Origin of the sequence: Alistipes finegoldii DSM 17242 (assembly GCF_000265365.1) — a bacterium.
Taxonomy (GTDB): domain Bacteria; phylum Bacteroidota; class Bacteroidia; order Bacteroidales; family Rikenellaceae; genus Alistipes; species Alistipes finegoldii.
This window is the reverse complement of record NC_018011.1, coordinates 1568753-1594671: the sequence shown is the minus strand read 5'-3', so window position 1 is coordinate 1594671 and position 25919 is coordinate 1568753. Positions and strand designations below refer to the sequence as shown.

The following is a 25919-nucleotide window of genomic DNA, read 5'->3' as shown; positions in this document are numbered from 1 at the left end:
TTATGCCTTTTCGTTTACCCACGCCTTGAACAGCTCGCCGCGGTTCTCGTAATTTTTGAAAAGGTCGAAGCTTGCGCAGGCCGGGGACAACAGCACCGCGTCGCCGGGCCGTGCGGCGGCTTTGGCCGCCGTCATCGCGGCGTCGAGCGAATCGGTGGAGATCACTTCGGGCACGACGCCCGTGAACTCCCGGAGCAGTTTGGCGTTGTCTATGCCCATGCAGACGAGCGTGTGCACCTTCTCGCGGGCGAAATCCTTGAGCGGCCCGTAATCGTTGCCCTTGTCCGTACCGCCGGCGATCCACACCACGGGGCGTTTCATGCTTTCGAGCGCATAGTAGACCGAATCGACGTTGGTGGCCTTCGAGTCGTTGATCCACAGCACGCCGCCGCTCTCCTTGACCGGTTCGAGCCGGTGCTCGACGGGCGCGAAGCCGTAGAGCGAACGGCGGATCGCCGCCGGAGCGATTCCTGCCGCGAGGGTTGCGAGCGCCGCCGCCATGGCGTTGTAGGCGTTGTGCAGGCCCTTGATCTGCAGTTTCGCGGTGTCGATCTCGACCGAGGCCTTTCCGACGGCCGCCGTGAATTTGCCGTCGCAGAGGAAAGCGTCCCCCGCGCCGCTGGCCACAGCATTTTTCGCCGCGAAAGGGAGCTGCTTCATGCGCAGGTCGTATTTCGGAAGCTGCTGCCAGATCACTTCGTCGTCGCCCGAATAGACGAAATAGTCGCGCGAAGTCTGGTTCTGCGTGATGCGCATTTTCGAATCGGCGTAGTTCTGGAAACAGTGGTCGTAGCGGTCGAGGTGGTCGGGCGTGATGTTCATCAGCACGCCGATATGCGCCCGGAACTTGTACATGCCGTCGAGCTGGAACGAGCTCAGCTCCAGCACGTACCAGTCGTAATCGCCCGTGGCGACCGAGTAGGCGAAGCTCTCGCCGATGTTGCCGCCCAGAGCGACCCGCATCCCGGCGTCGCGCATGATCTTGTATATGAGCGACGTGGTGGTAGTTTTGCCGTTCGAGCCGGTGATGCAGATGCACTTCGCCCGGCCCGTGTAGCGGCCCGCGAACTCTATTTCGGAGATCACGGGAATGCCTGCGGCGCGGAGTTTTCGCACCAGCGGCGCCGTTTCGGGGATGCCGGGCGACTTGACGACCTCCGCGGCGTCGAGGATGCGCTCTTCGGTATGGCCGCCCTCCTCGTAGGGCACCTGCCACTCGTCGAGCTTGGCCTTGTAGCGGTCGGCGATCCGCCCCGCATCGGAGAGGAAGACGTCGAACCCTTTCTTCTTGGCGAGGATCGCGGAGCCGTATCCGCTGATGCCGCCGCCCAGCACTGCTATCTTTTTCATGATTACCGGATCTTTAACGTTACGAGGGTGATGGCCGCCAGCAGCAGCGAGATGATCCAGAAACGCAGGACGATCTTGGTCTCGAACTGTCCCTTCTTCTGGAAATGGTGGTGTACGGGAGCCATCAGCAGCAGGCGGTGGCCTTCGCCGTATTTGCGCTTGGTGTATTTGAAGTAGCCGACCTGCATCATCACCGAGAAGCTTTCGACCAGAAAGACGCCGCACAACAGCGGCAGCAGCAGCTCCTTGCGGATGCAGAGGGCGAAGACGGCGATGATGCCGCCGATCGACAGCGAGCCGGTGTCGCCCATGAAGATCTGCGCCGGGAAGGAGTTGTACCAAAGGAAGCCGACCAGCGCGCCGACCAGCGCCGCGGCGAAGACGACCAGTTCGCCGCTGTCAGGGATGTACATGATATTGAGGTAGTCGGCGTATACGATATGTCCTGAGAGATAAGCCAGTACGCCCAGCACCGCCACGATCGGCACCGAGACTCCCGTGGCCAGTCCGTCGAGTCCGTCGGTGAGGTTGGCGCCGTTGGAGACGGCCGTCACCACGAAGATGGCGACCAGCACGTAGAGCAGCCACGTCATCGTCGTATTGCCGCCCGTGAGCCAGCCGTAATCGAATTCGTTGTCTTTGATGAAGGGAATGGTCGTCTGGGTGGTCTTGAGGCTTTCGGAGCTGAGGACCACGTTGCGGTGTACGGTTTCGAGCACGGAGCCGTCCTCGTTCATGTAGACGGTCTGTACGGGCTGTACGACTTTGTCGCGGACGACGATCTCCTGCGACACGCACATCGTCGTGCCGACGATGATGCCCAGCCCGACCTGTCCCACGATCTTGAAACGGCCCTTGAGCCCCTCCTTGTTGTGGCGGAAAACCTTGATGTAGTCGTCCAGTCCGCCGATCAGCCCCAGCCATACGGTCGAGACGATCATCAGCTGGATGTAGATGTTGTCGAGCCGTCCGAGCAGAAGGATCGGAACCAGAATCGCAAGCAGGATGATCACGCCGCCCATGGTGGGGGTGCCGCGCTTCTGGAGCTGTCCCTCCAGACCGAGGTCGCGGACCTCTTCGCCGATCTGCTTGCGGCGCAGGAAGTCGATGATCTTGCGGCCGAAAATGATGACGATCAGCAGCGCGAGGATGATCGACGCCGCGGCGCGGAACGAAATGTACTGGAACATGCCCGAACCGGGCAGGTTGTAGGCTTCGTCCAGATACTTGAAGATGTAATAGAGCATATTGTTCGTTGGGTTTTATTTACCGAATGAATCAAAGGCTTTGCGGACCTCCTCCCGGTCGTCGAAGGGGTGTTTCACGTCGCCGACGATCTGATAGGTTTCGTGGCCCTTGCCCGCCACGAGCAGGATGTCGCCCGGCTGCGAGAGCATCACCGCCGTGCGGATGGCTTCGGCGCGGTCGGCGATGCGCAGGAAGCGCGCGCCGGGTTCGAGTCCCGCCGCCATCTGGTCGAGAATCGCTTCGGGCGACTCGTGGCGCGGATTGTCCGACGTGAAGACGGCCGTGTCGGCGTACCGCACGGCGATCTGCGCCATTTCGGGCCGCTTGGTGCGGTCGCGGTCGCCGCCGCAGCCGCAGACGACGATCAGCTTCTGCGCCGGGGTGCGGATCTCCTCGATGGTGCGGATCACGTTTTCGAGCGCGTCGGGCGTGTGGGCGTAATCGACGACGGCCGTGACGCCGTTTGCGCTCCGGACCAGTTCGAAGCGGCCGCTGACCGGGTGCAGCATGCTCGCCGCGCGCAGCGTTTCGCCGCGGTCGAAGCCCAGCAGAACCGCCGCGCCGTATACGGCCAGCAGGTTGTAGGCGTTGAAGCGGCCCACCAGCCCGACCCATACCTCCTGTCCGTCGATGCGCAGCAGCATGCCGTCCGGGTGCATTTCGACGATCTTGCAGCGGAAGTCGGCCATCGAGCGCAGCGAGTAGGTGTGTATGGCTGCGGCGGTGTTCTGCACCATCACGCGGCCGTTTTTGTCATCGGCGTTGGTCAGCGCGAAGGCCTCTTTTGAGAGTGAGTCGAAGAAGAGTTTCTTGGCGCGGATGTATTCGGCGAAGGTCTTGTGGTAGTCGAGGTGGTCGTGGGTGATGTTCGAGAAGATGCCGCCCGCGAAGTGCAGCCCGCGCGTGCGCTCCTGCACGATGGCGTGCGACGAACACTCCATGAAGCAGTACTCGCACCCCTCGTCGGCCATTTCGCGCATCATGGCGTTGAGCCGCACGGGGTCGGGCGTGGTGTGCGTCGCCTCGACGGTGCGTTCGCCGACCTTGTAGACCACGGTCGAAATCAGTCCCGCCTTATGACCCAACGCCCGTACGAGGTCATACAGCAGCGTCACGGTCGTGGTCTTGCCGTTGGTGCCGGTGATGCCGACGAGTTTCAGCGCGCGGCTGGGGTGGTCGTAGAACGCCGCGGCCATGTCGGCCAGCGCGCCTGCGGCGTCGGGCACCGCGACGTAGGTGACGTCTGCGGCGGTCTGTTCGGGCAGGCGTTCGCAGACGACGGCGGCGGCGCCTTTTGCGACGGCGGCGGGAATGAAGTCGTGCCCGTCGTTCTGCGTGCCGCGCACGGCGAAGAAGCAGTCGCCCGGCCCGATGGCACGCGAGTCGTAAACCAACCCGGCGACGGCGGCCGAATCGTCGCCGTGCAGTGCCGTGACGGGGGTATTTCGGAGAAGTTCTTTCAGTGTTTTCATAAACCGTTGTCTTTTGTCGTATTCGCCCCTTGGGCGTCTTTGTCGCCGCGGTCCGCGGAATTCGGATCGCAGGCGCTTCCGCGAACGCGTCCGGAAGCCGGGAAAGTCTCCCTGCGGCGCGGCGCCGGGGTGAATATCGTCAGTTCTTTCATCTTAGTTCAGCGTTATGGCGACCGTCGCGCCCGGCGTGATGCGCGCTCCGGGAGCGACGCTTTGCCGGACGACGGCTCCCCGGCCCGAAAAGCGGACCTTCAGGCCGCGGCTTTCGAGTACGAACAGCGCGTCCTTGAGTCCCATGCCCCGCACGTCGGGCATCGTGCCCGTTTCGGCCGGAAGGCTCGTGATGACCACGTTCGAAAGGCTGTCCACCTGCACGCGGCCCCAGCCCGTGCGGTGGTCGAACGAAGCGCGGGGCGAAAGCTTGTCCGCCACGCGGCGGATCTGGGCGATGTCGCCGCCCTTGATCCGGTCTGGGTGGCGGCGCGGGCCGTGCCGCTCGACGCGGCCGTACCAGTCGCGGTTGCGGTTGTAGATGTAATCGACCATGCGTTTGACGACCGGACCCGCCAGCGGACCTCCGTAATAGGCCTTGCCGGCCTGCGCACGGGTTTCGATGGTCGTCAGCACCGTGTAGCGGGGGTTGTCGGCCGGGAAGTAGGCGATCATCGAGCCGAGGTAGTAGCGGCCTTCGCGGCTGCGGGCGTCGGTGATCTGCGCCGTGCCGGTCTTGGCGGCCACGCGCAGCCGGGCGGTGTCCCTGAAATAGAGGCTGGCGGTACCCTCTGTGCAGACCAGTTCGAGACACCGCTGCACCTCGCGCAGCGCCGAGCGCGAGCAGATCGACGAGGCGAGGGTGCGGCTTTCGAACCGCTCCTCGACGCGGTCGCCGCGCCGCAGTTCGCGCACCAGCACGGGTGAGATCATTTTGCCGCCGTTGGCGATGGCGTTGTAGAAGGTGATCATCTGGATCGGAGCCAGCCGCACGCGGTAGCCGTAGCTCATCTTGACCAGCATGACGCCCGGATCGGGAACTTTCCAGTCGGTGGTGATCGACGGGGCGCGCTCGCCCAGCCGTTCCAGTCCGACGGTCTGTCCGAGACGTAGTTTTTCGTGGAGGAAGTCGCTGTACTCCTGCTTCTTGCCCGTGATGCCGTAACGCTCCCAGATCGCCTTGGCGAAGTAGACGTTCGACGACGAAGCCACGGCGCGGCGGAAGTCGATGACGTGGTCGCCGCGGTGCGAGTCGCGGATATTCTTGGCCGGGCCTACGGTCACCGGGTCGCCGTTGTGGGTGTCGTAGGCGGTCTGGGGAGACATGTCGGCGTCGTCGAGCAGCGTGAGCATCGTCGCCAGCTTGAAGGTCGAACCCGGCTCCATGCTGCGCCCCAGCGCGTAATTCTCGCGTTCGTAAAATGCCCCTTCGGTTCCAGCCCGGCCCAGATTGGCCATGGCGAGGATTTCGCCCGTATGGACCTCCATGACGATCGTCGTGCCCCAGATGGCGTTCTGAGCTTCTAGCTGGCGCCGCAGCGCCTTGTCGGCGACGTCCTGCAGGTCCAGATCGAGCGTGGTCACCACGTCGTAGCCGTCTTCGGGGTCCTCGTGGCCGCCGCCCGCGACGCGGCCGTAGAAGCCTCTGGCGATGCGTTGCCGCAAGGCTTTGCCGTCGCGGCCCGCAAGCTCTTCGCGGTAGGCCTCCTCGATGCCGTAATTTCCCTTGTCGCCCGTCAGTCCGATCGTGCGGCGCGCCAGTTCGCCCTGCGGGTAGACCCGCTGGTCGCGTTCGACGAGCCGGTAGACCATGCCCATGTTCCAGTTCAGCAGCGGATAACGCCGCAGGGTCTGCCATTCGGCGTAGTCCACTTCGCGGGGGAAGATATTGACGGGCGTGTGGTCGCGGATGGTGTCGTAGATGCGGCGCGTGGCAAACTCTTCGCCGCGCAGACGGTCCATCAGGCGCGAGAACCACCCTTCGGAGCGCAGGTAGGTCGTGTCGCGTCCGTTGACGAGCCGGTAGTGGCGGGCGTGCTCCTCGCGGAATTTGCGGCTGTATTCGGCGGCGGACTTGTCCCGGAAGAACGCCGCGAGGAGTTTGGCCAGCGAGTCGCTCTGTTCGCGGAAGGTTTTCAGCGAATCGAGACCCGGCGAAGCGAAGTCGAAGGCGGCCTGATAGCGGAAGATCGAAGTCGCCAGCGGCGCGCCGCCGCGCGAGAGGATGCTGCCGCGCTGCGCCGGAATGGTCTCCTCGGTGAAGATGCGGCTGGCCAGCCGTTCGGCGTTGTAGGCCACTTCGGAACTGAAGAGCTGCACCCAGACCAATCGTCCGAGCACGACGGCCCCGGCGAGTATGAACAGCACGTAAAGCAGCCGTACCCGCAGCAGAATGTCGCTTTTGATCTTCGAACGTTCCTCTTTCATCGTCCGTCAGTTTTCGATGATTTCGCCCGGCGCCGGCGGGTCGATAAGCTCGATGCCGCGTTCGCGCAGCCGTTCGACGATGGCCGAGTGGGTGGTGCGGCGGTAACGCTGTTCCTGCAGGCGGATCGAGCGTTCGCGCAGGATCTGCACTTCGCGTTCGAGGCGCGAGTATTTCATGTCCAGATGCAGGGTGGTGAACATCACGGCGATGCTCAAAAAGAACATGCCCGCGATCGAGAGCATGTAGGGATAGTATTTCGAGACTCCCTCGTGGACGAGGATCGTACCTGAGAAGAGCTGCCAGAAGGTGCTGGCCTTGCGGCGGCGCTCCCGGCGCTGGCGCTCCTCCTCTTCGGCCTTCTCCTCCTCTTCGCGTTCCATGTCGGCGCGGATGTCCTCGTCGGCTTCGCCCCGCTCGATGCGCAGCACCTCGCGCCGCACGCGGCGGGCGAATTCCTCCTCCTGCCTGCGGCGGGCCTCCTCTTCGGGGGTTACCGGGTCGAATTCGTGGTCCTTGAACATCCTTCTCTGCTGCTTTTGTCGTTGAATGATTCGCGGCGGCCTCCGCCCTCCGTTATTCGTTCTCCCGTTTTGCGGCCGCGCGCAGCTTGGCCGAGCGCGACCGGGGGTTGCGTTCCAACTCTTCGGCCGTGGGGACCACGGCCTTGCGCGTTATGAGTTCGAACGGCGTGAGGGCGCGTCCGAAAAAGTCTTTCTCCACCGAGCCTGAGAAATTCCCGCTGCGCAGGAAGTTCTTGACCAGCCGGTCTTCGAGCGAGTGGTACGAGATGACGACCAGCCGCCCGCCGGGACGCAGTACCTTGAGACTCTGCTCCAGCGCCATTTTGAGCGCCTCCATTTCGCCGTTGACCTCGATGCGCAGCGCCTGAAAAAGCTTGGTCAGGAACTTCGACTCGTCTTTTTTCGGGGTGCAGGGCTTCACGGCCTCGACCAGCTGCGCCGTGGTCTCGATCGGTGCGGCTTCCCGTGCCCGGACGATGCAGTTGGCGATTTTCCACGGGGTCTCCAGCTCGCCCCAGTCTCCCAGCAGACGCGTCAGCGCGTCGGCCGGATAGCCGTTCACGACGCGGGCCGCCGTCAGCGCGCCCCGCTGGTTCATGCGCATGTCCAGCGGCGCTTCGCCCCGGAACGAGAAACCCCGCTCCACGGCGTCGAAATGGTGCGACGAGACGCCCAGATCGGCCAGAATGCCGTCCACCTGCTCCACCTCCCGCAGCCGCAGCGCCCCGCGCAGAAAGCGGAAGTTGCTCTCGACGTAGTGGAACCGCCCGTCGTCGGGACAGTTCGCGCGTGTGTCGCGGTCCTGATCGAAAGCGTAGAGTCTCCCGCCGGGACCCAGCTTTTCGAGGATGCGGCGCGAATGGCCGCCCCCGCCGAAAGTGAGGTCCACGTAAGTGCCCGCAGGGTCTACGGCGAGCAGGTCTACGGACTCCTCCAGAAGGACAGGTGTATGATACTGAGACATATTCGTTGCTGACAAGGTCGATTTGGGTGTAAAGTTAGGGATTTTTCGAAAAAGAATACCTATATTTGTGGATATAATTTTTTGTACGTCTTTATGCCCAGAATAGATATCGGAGCAGTACTTGCCGACAAAGCCCCGCGGCTGGCCCGCTGGATTCCCGGCTTCGTCATCGGCTGGCTCCGCCGCACGATTCACGAGTCGGAGATCAATTATATCCTCGAACACTACTGGAACCTGCCCCCGCAGGAGTTTATCCGCGCCTGCTTCAGGGAGTGGCAGGTGACCTATACGGTCGAGGGGCTCGAAAAGCTCGATCCCAAGGGCCGCTATCTGTTCGCCGCGAACCATCCTTTCGGCGGCATGGACGGCATGATGCTCGCCGACAAGCTGATAGACCGCTTCGGCGACGCCCGCGTGGTGGTCAACGACCTGCTGATGCACCTCGAACCGCTGCGGCCGCTGTGGATTCCGGTGAACAAGCACGGTTCGCAGAACAGCGCCTACGCCCGCAAATTCGACGAGGAGTTCGTCGGCGAAGTGCCGATCCTGACCTTCCCGGCGGGGCTCTGCTCGCGCTGCATCGGGGGCGAGGTGACCGACCTGCCGTGGAAAACCAACTTCCTGAAAAAGGCCTACGCTTCGCAGCGCGAGATCGTGCCGGTGTTCGTCGAAGGACGGCTGTCGAACTTCTTCTACCGCGTGGCCCGGCTGCGCGTGATGCTGGGGCTGAAGCTCAATATCGAGATGCTCTGGCTGCCCGACGAAATGTTTTCCCAAAAGGGCCGGCACTTCCGCATTTTCGTGGGCGACCCGATTCCCGTCTCCGAGCTGCAGCGTTACGGCGGACTCCGCGAGCAGGCCGAATTCGTACGCAAAAAGGCGTATTTTTTGGAAAATATGCTCGCGCCGGAACCGGAAAAACGCTAAAATCGGTATTTTTGCCCCAGTTATATGCAACAGAGACAGATGGAAGCCATCATACCTCCCGTTGAAAGGGAACAGCTCCGCGCCGAACTGACGCCGGAGCGCAAGGCCCGCGATACGAAGAAGGCCGGGAACGAGATTTATATCTTCTCGGCCGCCGAGTGTCCGTCGCTGATGCGCGAGATCGGCCGCCTGCGCGAAATCGCGTTCCGCGGCGCGGGTGGCGGCACGGGCAAGGAGCTGGACATCGACGCCGAAGATCTGGCCGAGGACGGCTACTACCAGCTGATCGTGTGGGACCCCGCCGCCGAAGAGATCGTCGGCGGCTACCGTTTCATCATCTGCACGGACGAATATCCGCGGCATCTCTCGACCGAACACTATTTCCGCTTCAGCGACAAGTTCCGCCGCAAATACCTGCCCCGCACCATCGAACTGGGCCGTTCGTTCGTGCAGCCCTCCTATCAGGCGCGCGGCAACGCCAAAAGCATTTATGCGCTGGACAACCTCTGGGACGGGCTCGGTGCGCTGATCGTGCTGGACCCCCGCGCCAAATACCTTTTCGGCAAGGTGACGATGTACACGACCTACAAGGCTGTGGCCCGCAACGCCCTGATCTGGTTCCTGCGCCGTTACTTCCCCGACCGGGACAACCTCGTCGAGGGCATCCATCCGCTCCGGCTCGATCTGGACGACCCTTATTACGAGCAGCTCTTCACGGGGCAGACCTATCAGGAGAATTACCGCATTCTGATTCAGAAAATCCGCGAGTTCAACGAGAACATTCCGCCGCTGATCAACGCATACATGAACCTTTCGCCCACGATGCGGGTTTTCGATACGGTGTCGAATCCCGATTTCGGCGGTGTCGAGGAGACGGGCATTCTGGTCACGATACGCGACATCTATCCCGAAAAACGGGAGCGTTATACCCGCTGGCTGGGGTGGCAGGCCAATCTGCAGTACCGCCGCGAGCTTTTCCGCAAACGGGTGCGCGAGCATTTGGACCGGATCAAGAAACGCAAAGGCGAATGACGTCTGCTGCATCGGATAAAAGCCGCACGGCATTCCGTGCGGCTTAATTTTTCAGACGGAAATCGGTCGCGGGATGCAGTAAAAGGGCTTTTGCAGCGTTTATAAGGGCAGTAACGCTAATTTGATTCGCTATGAAAAGATTGTTTTCGGCCCTCCTTTGTCTGGCCCTGATCGCGGGATCGGCGGCGTGCAGCGACGACGAAACGACCCGTCCCGTGCTGGTTGTCAACGCCGGCGAGAGTTTTCTGTCGCTCGACGCACTGGCCCGCGCCGGCAAGATCTCCGTAACTTCGTCGCTGCCGTGGCGCGTGACGGCCGCCGCCGGGGACAAGTGGTTTACGCTCTCCGCCACGGAAGGCCCGGCGGGATATTCCGAGATCGAGGTGACCTTCGACCGGAACGAAGGCCCCGCCCGCAGTGCGCAGCTGGCTTTTGCCAGCGAGGACCTGATCGTGCCGTTCGTCATGTCGCAGAGCGCGCCGAAGGACGGTTACGACGCGCGCCGGATTACTATTTTTATGCCGGATTCGGCACGATGCCGCCCTCTATGCCGGATTGCATGTGCTGTCCCACGACAAACCGAGTTATTTCTATTATACGCGTTCGAGAACGTTCGACCCGGATAAGTTCCCGCCGCATGTCAAAGTCACGACGGCGGCCGACCGGACCTCGGATGCCACCGAAGCCGAAAAGGACGCGATGTGCCGCGAAATGAAACGGCGTGTTCTGGAGATCAACAAGGCCGATCCGACGGCCGTCTTCAGTCTCTATGTGGACGACCTGCGCTGCCGTCTGGGTTACGACTGGTTCGTGGCGCAGGGAATCGACTCCGCGCGGGTGAAGGTGAGCCTGCTTTCGGACGGAACGGCGACATACAACAACTTTTACAACTATTTCGGCGATCCGGCCACGGCTCAGCAGAACTGGGAAACCTATGCCGCGGAGGTCGAGGCGCTCGACTGGAATCACGGGGGACGTTATCCCGAAACCCGTGCCGAGTTCGAACTCGAATCGTGGACGTGGCCTTACTACCTCGCGACCCGTCCCGGCTATCGCTTGGTGATGCAGAACGGGTCGCTGCTCGAAAGCTCCTGCCCGTTCATTACCGACAAACTTCGTGAAATGCAGATCGAAGATATTCAGCCCTACGAGATGCTGTCGGCACTGTCCGAATCGGCCCGCAGGCTGTTCTACGACATGGCGGGCTTCGATTACGACAAATTCGCCGCCCTGTTCGACGCTTCTCCCAAAGGCAACCTGATCATCATCGGAACGAGCCATCAGAACGCCGCGAGCGAACAGCAGCAGCGCGATTACGTGGCGCGGATCGTCGGACAGTACGGCGCAGCGTACGACATTTTCTTCAAGCCTCATCCCGCCGACACCTCTTCGGCGTCGTACGAAACCGACTTTCCGGGTCTGACGCTGCTTCCCGGTCAGATGCCGTTCGAGATTTTCGTCTGGTCGCTGATGGATCACGTCGATATGATCGGCGGTTATCCCTCGACGGTTTTCCTGACGGTGCCCGTCGATAAGGTGCGGTTCATCTTCGCTCCGGATGCCGAGAGTCTGGTGCGGCCGCTCAACCTGCTGTTCCGCGACGCGGCGAACGTCGAGTGGATGCAGTAAAGACTCTTCTGCGGATGTGGTTCCTGCGGATATGGAAACAGCCGGTCATGCGACCGGCTGTTTTGTTTGCGGGCGTGCTGCCTGCCTTTTTCGGGTCTTGTCCCGTTTGTCTTGGTTGTCCGTCCCCTCCGTTCCCGGCGGCAGCTTACCGCGAGGCGGCCAGCGACGAGGGAGTCACGCCCTCGGAGTTTTTGGCCCAGTCGCCGCGGGCGCGGAGCACCTGCTCGACGATGTCGCGCACGGCCCCTTCGCCGCCCTTGAATTCGGAGACGTAACGCGACGCTTCGATCACTTCGGCGGCTGCGTCGGCCGGGCAGACCGGGATGCCCACTTCGCGCATGCACTCCAGATCGGGGATGTCGTCGCCCATGTAGATTGCGTTCCGGGGGTCGATGCCCTCCTCGGCGAAGTATTCGTGCAGGGCGCTGATCTTGTCCATGCAGTCGATGTAGGCCCGCGTGACGCCCAGCATCTTCAGCCGGTTTTCGAGGGTCTTGCCGCGTCCTCCGGTGATGATGCAGACCTTGTAGCCCATTTTGATCGCGTAGGCCAGCGCATAGCCGTCCTTGGCGTTGTAGCGGCGGATGAAGTCGCCGTCGAGTGTGGGGATGATGCCGCCGTCGGTCATCACGCCGTCCACGTCGAAGACGAAGGCTTCGGTGCGCGCTATATCTTCTTTGAAGTTTCCCATATGCTGTTGCTTATGATTGAATAGATGTTCTTGAGTTGCAGGTCGTCGTCGAGCAGGGCGCAGTGGCGGGCGCGGGTTCCGGTGTCGTTGCGCACGGCGGGACCTGTCTGCACGTCGGCCGGGGAGGCCGCGTCGAGCGCCTTGGCGGCGGTCTGGGCGATCAGCGGCTTGAGCACGTCGAACGGAAGTCCCGCACTGCCGGCGATGCGCTCTGCGACGGCGTACATGTGATTGACGAAATTGCAGGCGAAAACCGCCGCGAGATGCGCTTTTGCCCGGCAGGCCGAGTCGGCCCAGATCACCGTGCGCGAGAGACGGCGGGCGAAGGCTTCCAGCTCCGGGCGCAGGGCTTCGTCGTCGGTTTCGAGAAAGACGGGAATCTGCGAAAAATCCACTTCGCGGCCCTTGGTGAAGGTCTGGAGGGGATAGAAGACGGCCCGGCGCGTCGTGGGGCGGTCGGGCAGGGCTTCGAGCGGCACGCTTCCGGCGGTGTGGGCCACGACGGCCCCCGCGGGAATGGGCAGCGAAGCGGCCGCTTCCGCTACGGCCCGGTCGCTTACTGCGATCAGGTAGATGTCGGCTTCGGCCAGCCCGGCCGGGTCCGAGGTCCATTGGGTGCCGGCGAGTGCGGCGACCGTCTTTCCGCGCTGGGCGTTGCGGGCGAAGAGCTGTACGAGTTTCAGGCCGCTTCGGGCGACGGCCTGCGCCAATGCTTCCGCGAGGTTGCCGCTTCCGATGATTACTGCGCGTTCCATAAGTTTCTTTGTCGTTTCGTTAAAGCAGGTCCACCAGCCGCACGTTGTCCTGCGATTTGCGGGCCGTTTCCTTCAGGTTCTCCAACTCCCGGTCGATGCGGGTCAGTTCGGCGTTGCGGGCCAGATCGACGGTCGTCTGCCCCGACGCTTCGACCGCTTCGAGCACCCCGTAGACGGTCAGCGTCCCGGTGTCGTGCGCCGGGGCGAAGGCCACTTCGCGTTCGCCGTCGCCCGAAGGCACGGCGATGAGCTGTCCGGCCTGCACGAGCTGGTAGAGTACGTCGTTGACGATGCGCGTGGGCAGTCCGAGCCGTGCGCGGATCACGTCGGCGGGCGTTGCACCGCCCTTTTCGCGGAAGTGCCGCACCACGGAGAGCATCACGGCCAGCAGGATCTTGCGCCGCTGGTCGTAGCTTATCAGCAGCGATTCGCGCTCCTCGCCGAAGCGGGCGATATTCTGGTAGGCGAACGACAGCTCGCCGCCGAACAGCAGGATCTGCCACGAGGTCTGGAGCCAGATCAGCAGCAGCGGAAGGGCCGCGAAACTGCCGTAGATGGCGTTATAGGAGGTCATCCACCGCTGAATGTAGATATAGCCCCACTGAAAGAGCAGGAAGAGCGTGCCGGCGACGATGCCCGCCATCAGCGCGCTCTTGAATTTGACTTTGGTGTTGGGGATGATGATATACAGGATGGTGAACATCACCCAGATGATGAACATCGACGCGAAGCGCGAGAGCAGGTCGAAATACCAGCTGCCGTCGAATCCCAGCAGCTGCTGGGTGTAGTTGCCTACGGCATTGGCCACGACCCACAGCACCGGAACGATCATCACCACGGCGATATAGTCGGTGTACTGGCGCGTCACGCTGCGTTCGACCTTGACCTCCCAGATGTTGTTGAAGGCGCTTTCGATCGAGCCGAAGACCCGGATTATGGCCCAGAAGAGCATCACCAGCGCCACGGCCGCCACCACGCCGCCCTGCGTGCGGGCCAGCGCCTTTTCGGCGAAACCGACGACGTAGTCGATGATTTCGGGGTTCTGCGGGAAGAGGGCGTAGAGGTTGTCGATCAGTCCGTCGGCCAGTCCGAAGCCCTTGACCACGGCGAAAACCACCGCTACGATCGGCACCAGCGACATCAGCGTATAGAATGTGAGGGCCGCGCTGCGGACGATCATGCCGTGTTCCAGCAGGCCCCGCGCCGTGTAGAACAGCAGGCGGTACTGCTGTACGAGCCACCGGATGACCGGGTTGCGCCATTCGTTGATGTCGCGCCGGAAGATCGTGTCGGTGAAGTAGGTGAATATCTCGCTGATTTTCATAGGCTGTTACGATTCCTGCAAACGGACTGCGCGCCGAACGCCGCCGGGCGCATTCCGATATGCTGCAAATATAGCTATTTCAACCGGACCGCCCAAAATCCGTTTCCGATTTTGGTGAAGGCCAGCCGCACGTCGGCTCCCGCGTGCACGCCCAGCCGCCGGGCCAGCTCCTCGGCTCCGAACGGGAAGTCGCGTTTCATCAGCTCGGCTCCGGCTCCTTTCAGGCTGCGTTTCAGCCGCCGCGGGTCGTACGGTTCGATGCTTTCGACTGCGAATACCTTGCCGATTACCTCCTGCGGCTCTTCGGCGGCGAATCCGTAGCCGTTTTCGCTCCAGATGTCGGCCTTGCCGCGCAGGTGGAGCCGCGCCAGCCGCGCCTTCTGCAGCGCGACGTCGGGCACGACCAGCCAGCGGTAGCGCGACGGGTCGAAGGTGTCGGGTGCGGGCGGCGGCGTCTGGCCGGGGGTGGCCGTGAAACTGCCGCGGCCGAGCGCCGTCGCCGTGAGGGCGGGACCCGTGCCGTCGGCGTAGACGAGCACCTCCTTGCACTCGTCGCCGAGCGAGACGACCTCCACGCGGCTGTCGGGAAAGAGCCGCAGGGCTTCGTCCACGTCGAACAGCGGCGAGTTCTTGATGCACAGACGCCCTGACGCGCGCGCGATAAGCGGCATCAGGGCGGTGACGTCGGGCGAGCACGCTTCGAGCCGCACCAGCTTGCGGCCGTCGGCCGAGCGGCGGTCGGGGTCGGCGAAAATCCAGTCGAAGCGCAGTCCGGGCCGTTGCAGATACTCCTCGGCCGAGGTGTGGACGACCTCTATGTTGGCGGCTTGGAGCCGCCGGAAGTTTTCGGCGGCGATACGGGCCAGCGTTTCGCTGCGTTCGAGCGTCACCACGCGCCGGAAACGGCGGCTCAGGAAAAGCGCATCGACGCCCAGTCCGCAGGTGAGGTCCAGCGCCGTGTCGCCGTCGATCCGTTTGTGCGCCGCACACGCCTCGCTCGACGCCTGCTCGAAGGCCAGCGGCGGGAGTATGCACTGCGCGGCGGCATACGACGGCAGTTTCGATGCCGCCCGCGCGAGGTATTTGACCTGCGTGGCGACCAGCCGCGCGTGGGGCACGGTGCGGTCGAGGGCCACGTCCAGCGGATCGCGGCCGCGGGAGACGGCAATGGCCCGCTGCACTTCGTCCGTAAGCAGCAGTTCGTATTCTTCGGGGGTCATCATGCGGGCAAATGTACGCTTTTTTTCGGTTCGGCGGACCATGCGGCAGCCGTTGCGAGCGCGAAAAAGAGGTAAACGGCCGCCGTCGCCCCTCCGCCGAGGGCGTATTCCGCCGCTGCGCAGGACAGATCCGCCGTGACGCGCGCCAGCGCGTTGAGTCCTTCGGCCGTGTGCGATAGCACGCATTCGAATGCCGGGGCCGCCCATCCGAACGGCAGCAGCATCCAGAGCGCGCCGGCCAGCACCACGACGCTTCCGAGCAGGATCGCCGCCGGGTTGACGACGACTCCCGCCAGCGGCACGATGCCGAACGTATGCGATACGAGGGGCGCCGTGGCCAGCGTCGCCGCCAAGCTGACCGCCAGCGCGTCGGTAATCGGGTTCAGCGCCCGCCGCCGGGTGCGGAGCCGGCGGCAGAGGGGTACGCCCCATGCGAGGATCGCCGCAACGGCCGCAAACGAGAGCTGGAAGCTGATGTCTCCGAGCCATGCGGGATTCCACAACAGCATGCCGAAGGCGGCTGCGGCGAGGGCGTTCAGTCCGTTGTATTCCGACGCGGAGGCGAGGGCGGACTGGAGCATCGTGAACATCACCGCCGCCCTCACGGCGCTGGGCGGAAATCCCGCCGCGGCGACGTAAATCCAGATGCAGGCCGCCGCCAGCAGGTTGCGCAGCAGATGGCCCCTGCGCAGCAGCGGCAGCCACCACAACAGCAGATTGACCAGTGCGAAGACGATGCCCGTGTGCAGTCCCGATACGGCCAGCAGGTGCGACAGTCCGCTGCGCGAATAGGCCGCGCGCAGTTCGGGCGTGATGCCGCTCCGGTCGCCCGCCGTCATGGCGCGGCAGACGGCACCCGCGTCGCCGGGGATTCTCAGACGGCCCATTCGTTCGGCGGCATGCAGATGCAGGGCCGTATTGCGGGCGGGCAATCGTTCGAGTATGGTTCGCTCCGACAGCCATATCGTTCCCGCGAATCCCCGCCGCGTCATCAGGCGGCGGTAACTCTCCGCGCCGCCGCGCAGCGGCCGGACCGTGCCCCGGCAGCGGAGACGCTCGCCCGGATGCAGGGCCGTTAGGCTGTCGGCATGGAGCGTCACCCGGTCGCCTGCGGGGTGCCACGTGCCGTCGGCCGGGTCGCGCCACGCCGTGACGGTCGCTTCGGCGGAAGCATAGCGGCCCCGGTCGGCGGGGATGCCCTCGACGGAGAGTTCATAGGCCGTGTATACCCCGTAAGGTACCGTGCGTCCGGTATCGCGGAGCTGTGCCGCGCCGAATCCCGCCGTGAAGAGCATGGCGAGGGTGCAGAGCGGCGACCGGAGAAGCAGCGCCGAGACGCCGGAGAGCAAAAAGGCCCCTGCGAGAAACCACAGGGGCAGTGCGAAACGGTCGGCGGCGAGAATCCCGGCCGCAAACGGCACGACGGCTTTCAGCATCGGCATACGGTCGAGTTTGGCAAGCAGGAATTCGGGTTTCATACCTGCAAATATAACAAAAGAGGGCTGTTTTGTGTGCTGTTCAGGCAAAAGGTTTTCATGCGGACGCCGGATCGGGCGGGACTCTCCGCTGCTATTGGCGAAATAGCTCCCAACCCCGCTCCACGTCGTCCATATCGGCCGCCGTGCCGTTTTCCACCCGCGAAATGGCCGCCGCCATGCGGAGCATCGTTGTCCGGTCGCGGGTGTCGACCGGACGGTCGTCGGCAATGCCCACGGCGTCGGCGACTGCGCGGATGTAGATTTCCGTGCGGTTCTCCGAAGGCGGGGCCCAGCGCGAGATCATGCCGCGTATGGTATCCAGACCGTGGCGGATGCGGTAGGTGTCCAAGAGGACGAAGATCGCCCGGTACCCCCACGGCATGGATTCGAACTGCTTGAACGCCGGATCGCGCGAGGGCCGCACCTCGCCTTTGTAGCGGACCGCCGACTGCCGGATATTGCCGGGGTTCCGGTTGCTCAGCCCCCTACTCATCGCCCGTCTCTCTCCGGATGCGGCGGCGTACGTAGCGGCGCAGCCAGCGGAACAGCGGGGCGTCGGAGAGCTGCGACGCGTTTTCGAGGAACGACCACAGCTCCACGCCGCACGTGAAGCCCGTGAAGAGCCGCGCGACGTTCAGCTCCATGAAGTCGAGGATGCAGCTGTCGATCAGCCACGCCATGGCGATTGCTGTAATGGCAAGGGCCAGCTTGAGGACCGTGCGCCATGCTTCGCGGCTCTCGAAATACCATGCGCGGCCTTCGCGGCGGGCCGCCGCGCGGCTGGCGGCGACGCCTGACAGGAAGTCGATGCCGATGAAGACCACGGCGCAGGCCACGAGCGGCCCGATCGGGGCGAACAGGGCGGCGATCCCCGCCGCCGCACCGCTAACGAGTCTGTACAAAGTTTCCATCGGTCGTACAGCGGTTGAGGATGTTCTTGTGCGGGTCGTATTCCGGAAATTCGGCGGCGTGCGTTTCGAGGTGTTCGGCGGCGCGGCGCAGCAGCGTCCGGGCCTGACGGCGCAGGCTCCGTTGCAGCTCGCGCAGGGCCTGCGTGCCTGCGGGCTGGTAGGCGGCGGATTTGGGCGCGACGGTGCCGCACTGCCCGGTGCGGACGTCGAGCCGCGGCTGGAGGGCGATGCGCGTGAAAAGCGCCGCCGGAGCCGCAAGATATTCGGTCGTGAAGCCGGCGTGCGAGCCTGAGAGAAGCTTCTCGTACAGCAGCCGCCCGATGACCGGGACGAGGTAGCGCTGTTCGGCCGCGGCGATGTCGCTCTGCGTGACGCTCTCCGGTGCGAGATACTCCCCGTCGGCGAAGGCCAGCGCGACGGCCTGCGCGGGGGTGATAAGTGTGTTCATGGTTGTTGTAATTGAAATGATTTTCGAATATCGCTGAAAGCGGTGCGGAAGTTCCCGCGGGGGCGTCATAACTACAAACGCGACAACAGCGTGCTGGAGCGGGAAAAGCAAGACAACCTTTGCGTCGTCTTGGCCGCGTGCGGCAACTCCCCGCCGGGCGGGGATTCAGGGGCGGGTCGGACTTGTAAACGACGCCGAAGGCGGCGAACAGAAAGTTTCGAAAGCACCCGGAGAATCAGGTCTTATTCTATGCTCCTGATATTATACTTCGTGATCTCGGACAGAAACGCCTGCTGGCGCTCGTCGTCGGGATCATACTCCAGTCCGTCGGCCTTGCGGGCCTCCCAGACCTTCATGTAGATCGGCTTGGAGCGTGTCGGCGGACGGTTTACGATTTGCAGCGACGACGTGTCGAATCCCGATACGGATGTCAGGAGCTGGCGGATCGGCTCGGTCAGTTCGGCCTGCTCGCCGAGGATGACCGTGTTGAGGGCCACTTCGTACTCGTGCAGGATGCGTTCGGCGCTGAATCCCGAAGCATATTCCAGTCCGCTCAGGGTCCGGAACCACGAGTGGGCCACGACGATGTCCGACACGGCCTGCTCGTGCAGCGCCTGCCAGTCGCCCTCGTTCTGCGATGCGATCGGAATAAAACGCGAATTGTCGTTCTGCTCGCCGCCGTCGCGGATGACGAACATCACCTGTCCGGGGTTGCCCGCGAATTTCTGCTCGGCCAGCCGTACGATGCGTTCGGCTTCGGCTTCGCTGTCCACCGTACTGTCGAGCATCATCACGCCGGAGAGCTGGAACGAGTTGTCGAGCCGCGAGATATTCCACTTGTCGGTCTTGTAGGCGATGGCCGAGACGTTGAACCCCGCGATGTAGGGCGGCACGCCGTAATGTTCGAACGTCGGTTCGTAGTCCTTGTAGTGGATCACGGCGCGCAGCGTGCCGTCGGACTGCTCTTCGAATGCCGGGTAGAGGGGCAGGGTCCGCGCTTCGGCCGCTTTGAATGCCGTCCAGTCGTGGTGGAGCAGAACGTGGGCCGAGTCGCGGGCCAGCCGGCAGCGCGAGGCGTCCTGATGGTGCAGCGAAAGGAACGTATGCCCGGCGTCGGTCACCGCTTCGAGAAATGCGTTGCCGAAGAGCGCCTTGTCGAACGCCAGCTTGTTGAGCACCTGCCGCAGGCTCTCCCCGTCGCCGTTTACGTGGCGCAGGAAGGCCGCGAGCCGGGGCTGCTGCACCTCGTCGCACGTGAAGCCCTTGCCCGAAATGTAGTCGGCCTTGTCGTTGATGATGCGGCGGTGGGTCACCGAACGGCGTGCCATCAGCGCCAGCGCGTTGGGAAAGAGGTTGTCGTCGCCCCAGCGCCAGAACGCGTCGTTTTCGACACGTCCCGCGCCGAGCGTGATGTAGGGATCGACCGTGCGGTTGTTCACCGCGACGGCCGGTTTGATTTTGTGCTTTTTGCTCATGGTTCCTGTTGTTTGAGTTCCGGGGCCGGGTCGGTGTCCTCGCAGGTGAGGGTCACGACGACCGGCGTGCCGTCGAGGGGTTTTACGCCCGATTCGTTGCTCACCGAGCCGAGCCGCAGGGGTTGTTCTCTCCCCAGCCGGGCCGACCAGCCGATCAGCAGCCGTTCGCCCGATGCGGCCGTGACGGTTGCGATCAGCCCCTCGGTCGCGGCCGTGCGACGGAATGCCGGGCCGAAAAGCGTGCGGGCCGCTTCGCGGCTGACGACGAGCTTCAGCGTATGACGCACGCGCTGCGGTCCGGCTTGGGTGTCGCTCAGCTCGGTATAGGAGGAGCGTTGTTCGGCGAGCGGCAGCCGCGTGAGCAGCGTCCCGTCGCGGAATACCGCTTCGGCGCGCCCGTCGGCCCCCAGCGCCGCCCGCAGGAGATTTCCTGCGGGGGTGATCGCGGCGGCCGTGATGCCGCCGGCGGGTTTGCGGGGTGTGGACGCTGTCATCGCTATACCCGGAATGCGTAAGAGAGCATCGTCTCGTCGATCACGTCGCATCCGGCCATGAAGACGGCGCGCTGGCGGTTCTCCATCAGGTCGGGGTTGTACCACATGCGCACTTCGTTGCCCGGAAAGTCGGACGTGTTGACGGCCAGTACGAGATTGCGGCGGTCGGTCAGCAGGCAGAACGACTTGTGGAGCGAGGTGTCGGACAGATAGGCCCCCAGACGGACGTCGACGAGCGGGATGCCGTGGTAGGCCAGTCCCTGACGGCCGTTGGTGCTTTCGGCGTAGGCCGCGTCGGCGCCCTTGCTGTCGAGGTACTTTTCGTAGGCGTAGTAGAGATCCGAGGTGACGAAGAAGGCGAGCTGGCCTTCGGCTTTGCGGTCCTTGATACGTTCGTCGGCGTTCTGCCAGAGGTCGTCGAGGATCGCGACGATCTTTTCGGGATTGGTGAAGTCGGCGGCTTCGTAGACCGAATTGTGGAACCGCTCCTGCTCGGCGCCTGCCTTGACGCTTTTGAGGAAGCCGTCGAAGGTGTTGAAGCCCGAAGCGGCCGTCGTGTCGCCGACCCACATCGTGGCGCGGATTCCCTCGGCGATGGCCTGCTTGAAGAGCGAGGTTTCGGCCTGCTCCAGCTCGCTGCCCGTCAGGTCGTCCATATTGACGTCGGCGCGCGCCGCGATTTTCTCGTATACCAGCGAGAAGTAGTCGGCGGCCGAGAATCCCAGCTCGGCCTTCACGCGGCTCAGAGCGATGGTTTTCTGCAGTTTGTTGGCGGCGCTGCCCCCGGACCACCCTGCGGCGGTGTACTTCTGGAGGACGTTGCGTTGCCCTTCCCAGAGCTGGATGGTCGTCGGGACGGGCATGTTGTAGAGGACCCTCACGCCCAGTTCGCCGGCCGAAGGGCCGCTCAGGATGGGACGGAAGAAGATGTTTTCGAGGTCGGAACCGGTGTACTGCTTGGCGTTTTCTAAGAAACTCATGGTTGAAATGATTTTGGTGGTTGTTCGAATGGTCGGGGAGCCTTTTTCTGTGGGACTCTCCCGGTTTTACATGTTGCGCAGACGTTTCGCGTCTTCGGAGTAGGCGCGTTGGTTGGCTGTCCGCACGAGGTCGCCGTAGGAGGGATCCTCGCGGGGCCGGGTTTGCGTGGGGACGACCCGCTGCTGCGCCTGACGCACCGCGGCGGCGGAGCGGCGGAGCAGCTCCCGCTCTTCTCCTTCGGTGTGGAGGACGTTGCGGTCCCGGTCCGCGGGCAGCTGCTCTCCGGCGCTGAGACCGATGCGGATGAGCAGGCGTTCCCAGCCGCGGGCGATGTTTCGCGTCAGCGAGGGGGCGGGATGCCCCGCCGCATCGGTCACGACGTCGGCCAGACCGGCCGCGACGGTCTCTTCGGGCGACAGCCAGCGGCCGTTGCCGTTGTTTTCTGCCATCAGGGTTTCGAACTCGGCCGCCGGGCGTCCCGAACGGGCGGCATAGACTGCGGCGATGCGCGCGTCGGTCTGGCGCAGCAGGTCGAGTTTGCCGTTCAGCTCGGCGGCGTTGCCTTCGGTGGCGCAGACGGCCGTGTGTATCAGGTAGAGGGCGTTGGCCGATATTTCGCGGCAGCCGGGCGACGCGGCCTGCGCGATGATCGTCGCCGCCGAGGCTGTGTACCCGTAGCAGCGGGTCGTGATGTGTGCGCCGAGCGCCGTGAGCGCATCGTGGATCAGCAGCGCGTCGTTCACGTCACCGCCCGTCGAGCGGATGTTGACCACCACTTCGGACGCGTCGATTTCGGCGATGCGGCGCACGGCGTCGCGGAACTTTTCGTAGGTCGCCACGCGCGCTTCGGGCCGGTCGAACTGCCACTCTTCGGGCACGCCGATCGTGCCCTCGATGTCGATTTGGCAGACGCCGGCGTTGTTGTCGATTTGAATTTCCGATTTCATGTTTCAGGATTTGTACGAGTTGTAATAGTAGCTGCGGATTTTTTCGTAGGAGCAGCAGAACAGTTCGGCCGTGGCGTGCATGGCTTCGCACCGCGGCACGCCCTCTGCGCCCAGCCGTTCGATTTCGTTGCGTACGGCCCGCTGTTCGCAGACCCGCAGGTTGACCAGTCCCAGTTCGAACAGCCGTTCGACGGCCCGTTCGCCCTCCAGCCCGCCGAGTTCCCGCAGCAGGATCGCGGCCAGTCGTTTTTTGTGGCGGGTTGTCATGCGTCGGGGAGTTGGGTGAAGGTGCAGCGGACGGAGGCCGCCTGCGGGTCGTAATCTTCCACGGCACGGAGCGCTGCGCGGACCGTCCCTTCGCCCGTGTCGAGCAGGAACGCCGAACGCAGGTCGGGCGCTCCCGTTCCGGGCGTGAAAAGGCTTTCGAATTCGTGGGGCGCGAGCCGCAGCGAGAGGGTGATGCGCCGGCCTGCGGACTCTCGGCCCGTTTGCAGGTCATAATAACGGTGCAGGCCCCGCACGCCGTCGCGGTCCTCGAAGCAGAGCGTGAATCCTGCCGCCGCGCCGTCCCCCGCGAAATGGAACGCCGCGAGGGGATATTCCGCCTGCCCCGACGGAAATCCCCACCGCTCGCCGTCGGGCAGGGGGTGCATGCCCGCGAAGCGTACGATGCGCGGCGTGAAGTTGGTGCCGTCCTCCTGTACGTCGTCGCGGTCTCCGACCTGCATGATTACGGCCGAAGAGGCGTCGGAGTAACCTCCCGCGGTGCTGATCGTGGGGCAGAACAGCGGATTGGCCAGCGTCTTTTCGCCCTCCTTGGCCGCACGGGAGCCCGTCGTGACGCTCCATTGGCCGAAGGGGCTTTCAGCCTCGGCGTCGAAACGGGCCACGGCTCCGTCGCCCGCCAGATAGCGCCATGTGCGGCGTTCGTGGACTTCGGGGGCGATGTCCGCCAGCACCACGGGCTGCGAGAAGTCGGTTTTCGCCCGCCAGTCGGCCGCGGGACCTGCAGCGAAGAAATCGTCCGCCGGTTCGATCCGGACGGTTCTTGTCGCCTGCTCGGTGTGGAAGCGCAGGTTGAAGAGGTGTTGCAGCGCTTCGAGCAGTTCCGACTGCCGGATCCGGTGCCGGGCCACGTCGGCGAACGTGATCGCCGACCCGTATCCGGGCGCCGACGAGAAACGCGGCTGGAGCGAACATTCCTTGTGCAGGGTGAGCGACATGCCCTCCTCGGCCCCGTGGAAGTAAATCCGGTTGAAATATTTGGGTGACGAGGGCGAGAGCCGCTCGGCGGCGGTGCGCACCCGCAGTTCGACGGTGGTCTCTCCCCGCTCGGCGATATACCCGTCGTACAGCGCCCAATCTCCGGCGTACGGCTCCCAGCGGGAGCCGCTGCCGACCAGCAGCACGGGATTCGCCACGCTTCCTGCCGCGGGCGTGACGACCTGCGCCGTGCGGGCGGAGAATTCGGCCCAGAGCGTGTCCGCCGTTCCGTTCCTCGTATAGCTCAGACGGTATTGCCTTCCTTCGGCGTGGTCGAAGACGATCGCCGTGTAGCTGCGGTTCTGCGCGATCCCGCCGCGGCGGTCTTCGTAACGGTTGGCCAGCGAGAAACGCATGTCGGCGCCCGTGCCGAGGTAGACCGAATCGAACCCTTTGAGCCGCTGGCGGCTCTGGATCACGTGGTCGGTGGTGTACTTCAGGTAATACTCGAATCCCGCGCTCACCTCGGTCGTGGGCGTGAATACGATATTGCCCCGGTCGAAACCGAAACAGCCGCCGTTGTTGCTCAGGCCGGGAACCGGTTCCCCGTCGGCGTCGGGGGTCTGAGGCGTGGCCGTCTCGACGATGTTTCCCACGGAATTGAGCGCGGTATTCGGGTTGGCGGCCACGCGGCCCGAATAATCGGCCTTCGCCGTTGCGGACGACAGCCGCCGGGCGAAAAAGCCCATGCGGGCGGCGAGGGCCGCGGTGTCGCGCGAGGCGTATGCGCCGCTCATGTAGAGCGACCGGAACAGCTCCGACTCCATGAATCTGCTTTCGATGCGGTACCCCGCTTCGCCGAAGATCGTTTCGACGAGCGTCGCCACATGCAGGAACGGGTGGTAATCGTCCACCGTCAGGAGCCGCTGGGCGGGGAGCAGGTCCGTCGGGCTGTTGCGCTGCGGGTATTCGTCGCGGCGGATCGGGAAGAACTTCACGGGCGAATCGTCCGTCCAGCCTGCGAGGATCGTCTCCGGAGTCAGGGCCGCCCGGAAATCGACGCCGAGGGCGTTGAACATCCGCCGTGCGGCGTTTTTCGCCCAGCCCGCTCCGCCGTCGCGGATTTCTATCCGGTATCCTTCGTCCGATGCGCTCAACATCCGCACCGTTCCGCTCAGCATCACGGAACCTTCGGCCGTAAGTTCCGCCGTGTGCAGCGTTGCGTTGAACCGTTCTGCGGTATGCGGATCGCGGGCGAATCCGGCGAGCGCATCGTTGCGCATCGTTGCGGGGATGGTCAGCGTCAGCGAACGGCCTTCGCGGGCGGCCTCGACGTCGGCGAGGGCCGCGGCGGCGTATCCCGGCACGGCGATCCGCTCCGATCCGAGGTCGCACGGCTTTCCGTCGATATTCAGTTCCATGGCATGCGGGTTTTGCGCTTGGAGCGGATTTCGATTTCGAGACAGTTCACCGCCGCGTGGCGGTGTACGACGACGGCTGGGGTCGTTACGTCGACCGGCGTATATCCCCCGCCCTCCGCCAGCCATACTTCGGGCGAAGCCGTGATCTCGCCGAGGGCTTCGAGTACGGCCCGCGTCTCGTAAGCCGATACGAGCGTGGTCCGCCGTTCGGTGCGGGCCGCCGCCGTGAGGTGGCCGTCGGTCCCGTACGCCCGGTCCTTTACGGTCTCAGCCGTCACCGATTTTTCGATCGGAAAGGTGTAATGCTCGATGCTGCCCGCACTGCTGCGCCATGCGAGCCTGCGGCCGCCGGAAACGGTCGGGACGACCGTGTAGGAGACCGAACCGCATTTTCCGGCGTCCACGGTCAGCGTTTCGGCGTCCGGAAAGTCGCGGGTGTCGAGCCGGAAGACGAGCACTCCGCCGCTTTTCGTGCGGTAGCTCTCGGCGGTTGCGGAGTCCCCGGCCTGCGCCGTGACCGTTATCGTGCAGGCTTCGTCGCAGAGCAGCGTCAGTTCGTCGCTTTCGCCCGGCGAGATCGTGCGGACGGAGGGCATGGCCGTTAGTAGGGCGGGGGCCGCGACGATGTTGCGGCGGGGCAGGAACGTGCGTTCCGGGGAGACGGCTTTTTCACCGTTTGCTGGGTCCGTTTCTCCGGCCGGAGTCATGCCGGCCTCGACGACCGCCGCGATGCAGCGGCCCTCGGCGACGTGGAATCCGGTGCTCCCGGTCACGGGCGAGAAGCGGATGGCGCGGCGCAGGCAGGGCGCGGCGTCGAACGAGACCGACGCGCTTCCTGCGAAACGTCTTGCGCCGATCAGGTCTGCACTTCCGGTGTCGGTGATGCGCAGGTCGATCGTCCCCGCCGCCGCGGCCGTGACCGTGTAGCGAAGCTCTCCGCCGAGCGGGGCGTACTGTTGCGGAATTTGTGTGAATGTCATTGGATCGTGTTTTGAGAGATGTCGTTACG

The 25919-nt window shown here is 64.1% G+C and carries 25 protein-coding genes; 4 read left to right on the top strand and 21 right to left on the bottom strand.

The window, feature by feature from the left end; genetic code table 11:
- The 6 genes from murD to rsmH all read right to left on the bottom strand — a co-directional run bounded on the left by murD (position 1) and on the right by rsmH (position 7974).
- Entirely contained in the window at positions 1–1350 is a 1350-nt protein-coding gene (murD, locus tag ALFI_RS07060) for a UDP-N-acetylmuramoyl-L-alanine--D-glutamate ligase (RefSeq protein ID WP_014775315.1), read from the bottom strand.
- A gap of 2 nt (positions 1351–1352) precedes the next feature.
- Positions 1353–2597, bottom strand: coding sequence for a phospho-N-acetylmuramoyl-pentapeptide-transferase (gene mraY / locus ALFI_RS07055; RefSeq protein ID WP_009599171.1), 1245 nt, complete (start codon positions 2595–2597; stop codon positions 1353–1355).
- A 15-nt stretch (positions 2598–2612) separates the two neighbouring features.
- Positions 2613–4070, bottom strand: coding sequence for a UDP-N-acetylmuramoyl-L-alanyl-D-glutamate--2,6-diaminopimelate ligase (locus ALFI_RS07050; RefSeq protein ID WP_014775314.1), 1458 nt, complete (start codon positions 4068–4070; stop codon positions 2613–2615).
- A 153-nt stretch (positions 4071–4223) separates the two neighbouring features.
- Positions 4224–6488 (bottom strand): penicillin-binding protein, encoded by a 2265-nt coding sequence (locus ALFI_RS07045; RefSeq protein WP_014775313.1) that lies wholly within the window; start codon positions 6486–6488, stop codon positions 4224–4226.
- 6 nt (positions 6489–6494) lie between these two features.
- A complete protein-coding gene (locus tag ALFI_RS07040; RefSeq protein WP_014775312.1) occupies positions 6495–7010 on the bottom strand; it encodes an FtsL-like putative cell division protein in 516 nt (171 codons plus the stop codon).
- 52 nt (positions 7011–7062) lie between these two features.
- Complete coding sequence (rsmH, locus tag ALFI_RS07035; RefSeq protein WP_014775311.1) at positions 7063–7974, bottom strand: 16S rRNA (cytosine(1402)-N(4))-methyltransferase RsmH; 912 nt, start codon at positions 7972–7974, stop codon at positions 7063–7065.
- A 93-nt stretch (positions 7975–8067) separates the two neighbouring features.
- On the opposite strand from rsmH, the gene glsA reads away from it, so the two are divergent.
- From glsA to ALFI_RS07020, 4 genes are all read left to right on the top strand, one after another.
- Positions 8068–8901: a 1-acyl-sn-glycerol-3-phosphate acyltransferase gene (gene glsA, locus ALFI_RS07030; protein WP_009599104.1), complete on the top strand. Its 834-nt coding sequence runs from the start codon at positions 8068–8070 to the stop codon at positions 8899–8901.
- 24 nt (positions 8902–8925) lie between these two features.
- Positions 8926–9933, top strand: a complete 1008-nt coding sequence (gene glsB / locus ALFI_RS07025) for a glycine N(alpha)-acyltransferase GlsB (RefSeq protein WP_009599151.1) — start codon at positions 8926–8928, stop codon at positions 9931–9933.
- Positions 9934–10064: 131 nt separating this feature from the next.
- On the top strand, positions 10065–10559 hold the full coding sequence (locus tag ALFI_RS17405; RefSeq protein WP_009599138.1) for a BACON domain-containing protein: 495 nt from the start codon (positions 10065–10067) through the stop codon (positions 10557–10559).
- Positions 10495–11562 (top strand): sialyltransferase, encoded by a 1068-nt coding sequence (locus tag ALFI_RS07020; RefSeq protein WP_244265022.1) that lies wholly within the window; start codon positions 10495–10497, stop codon positions 11560–11562. The genes ALFI_RS17405 and ALFI_RS07020 overlap by 65 nt, the downstream gene beginning before the upstream one ends.
- Positions 11563–11707: 145 nt before the next feature.
- Here ALFI_RS07020 and ALFI_RS07015 read toward each other — a convergent pair whose 3' ends face one another.
- From ALFI_RS07015 to ALFI_RS06945, 15 genes are all read right to left on the bottom strand, one after another.
- The gene (locus ALFI_RS07015) at positions 11708–12253 is read right to left on the bottom strand and encodes a KdsC family phosphatase (RefSeq protein WP_009599161.1); all 546 of its coding nucleotides are present in this window, start codon (positions 12251–12253) and stop codon (positions 11708–11710) included.
- On the bottom strand, positions 12229–13008 hold the full coding sequence (locus tag ALFI_RS07010; protein ID WP_009599140.1) for a Rossmann-like and DUF2520 domain-containing protein: 780 nt from the start codon (positions 13006–13008) through the stop codon (positions 12229–12231). The genes ALFI_RS07015 and ALFI_RS07010 overlap by 25 nt, the downstream gene beginning before the upstream one ends.
- A 19-nt stretch (positions 13009–13027) precedes the next feature.
- The gene (locus ALFI_RS07005; RefSeq protein ID WP_009599129.1) at positions 13028–14332 is read right to left on the bottom strand and encodes a YhjD/YihY/BrkB family envelope integrity protein; all 1305 of its coding nucleotides are present in this window, start codon (positions 14330–14332) and stop codon (positions 13028–13030) included.
- A gap of 74 nt (positions 14333–14406) precedes the next feature.
- Positions 14407–15555, bottom strand: a complete 1149-nt coding sequence (locus ALFI_RS07000) for a THUMP-like domain-containing protein (RefSeq protein WP_009599133.1) — start codon at positions 15553–15555, stop codon at positions 14407–14409.
- Entirely contained in the window at positions 15552–17030 is a 1479-nt protein-coding gene (locus ALFI_RS06995; protein ID WP_014775310.1) for a ComEC/Rec2 family competence protein, read from the bottom strand. Before ALFI_RS06995 ends, ALFI_RS07000 begins: the two co-directional genes overlap by 4 nt.
- 91 nt (positions 17031–17121) lie before the next feature.
- Positions 17122–17523, bottom strand: coding sequence for a hypothetical protein (locus ALFI_RS06990; protein WP_009599093.1), 402 nt, complete (start codon positions 17521–17523; stop codon positions 17122–17124).
- A complete protein-coding gene (locus tag ALFI_RS06985; RefSeq protein ID WP_014775309.1) occupies positions 17516–17941 on the bottom strand; it encodes a phage holin family protein in 426 nt (141 codons plus the stop codon). Before ALFI_RS06985 ends, ALFI_RS06990 begins: the two co-directional genes overlap by 8 nt.
- Positions 17916–18389 carry a DUF6712 family protein gene (locus ALFI_RS06980; RefSeq protein ID WP_014775308.1) on the bottom strand — a complete coding sequence of 158 codons (474 nt, stop codon included), beginning with the start codon at positions 18387–18389 and terminating at the stop codon, positions 17916–17918. The genes ALFI_RS06985 and ALFI_RS06980 overlap by 26 nt, the downstream gene beginning before the upstream one ends.
- A 242-nt stretch (positions 18390–18631) precedes the next feature.
- Positions 18632–19864: a phage portal protein gene (locus ALFI_RS06975; RefSeq protein WP_014775307.1), complete on the bottom strand. Its 1233-nt coding sequence runs from the start codon at positions 19862–19864 to the stop codon at positions 18632–18634.
- Positions 19861–20358 (bottom strand): hypothetical protein, encoded by a 498-nt coding sequence (locus ALFI_RS06970; RefSeq protein ID WP_014775306.1) that lies wholly within the window; start codon positions 20356–20358, stop codon positions 19861–19863. The genes ALFI_RS06975 and ALFI_RS06970 overlap by 4 nt, the downstream gene beginning before the upstream one ends.
- A 2-nt stretch (positions 20359–20360) precedes the next feature.
- Positions 20361–21338 (bottom strand): hypothetical protein, encoded by a 978-nt coding sequence (locus ALFI_RS06965; protein ID WP_014775305.1) that lies wholly within the window; start codon positions 21336–21338, stop codon positions 20361–20363.
- Positions 21339–21404: 66 nt separating this feature from the next.
- On the bottom strand, positions 21405–22286 hold the full coding sequence (locus ALFI_RS06960) for a Clp protease ClpP (protein ID WP_014775304.1): 882 nt from the start codon (positions 22284–22286) through the stop codon (positions 21405–21407).
- Positions 22287–22289: 3 nt separating this feature from the next.
- The gene (locus ALFI_RS06955; protein WP_014775303.1) at positions 22290–22553 is read right to left on the bottom strand and encodes a hypothetical protein; all 264 of its coding nucleotides are present in this window, start codon (positions 22551–22553) and stop codon (positions 22290–22292) included.
- A complete protein-coding gene (locus ALFI_RS06950; RefSeq protein ID WP_014775302.1) occupies positions 22550–24910 on the bottom strand; it encodes a hypothetical protein in 2361 nt (786 codons plus the stop codon). Before ALFI_RS06950 ends, ALFI_RS06955 begins: the two co-directional genes overlap by 4 nt.
- Positions 24901–25890, bottom strand: a complete 990-nt coding sequence (locus ALFI_RS06945) for a hypothetical protein (RefSeq protein ID WP_014775301.1) — start codon at positions 25888–25890, stop codon at positions 24901–24903. Before ALFI_RS06945 ends, ALFI_RS06950 begins: the two co-directional genes overlap by 10 nt.
- Positions 25891–25919: the final 29 nt, after the last annotated feature.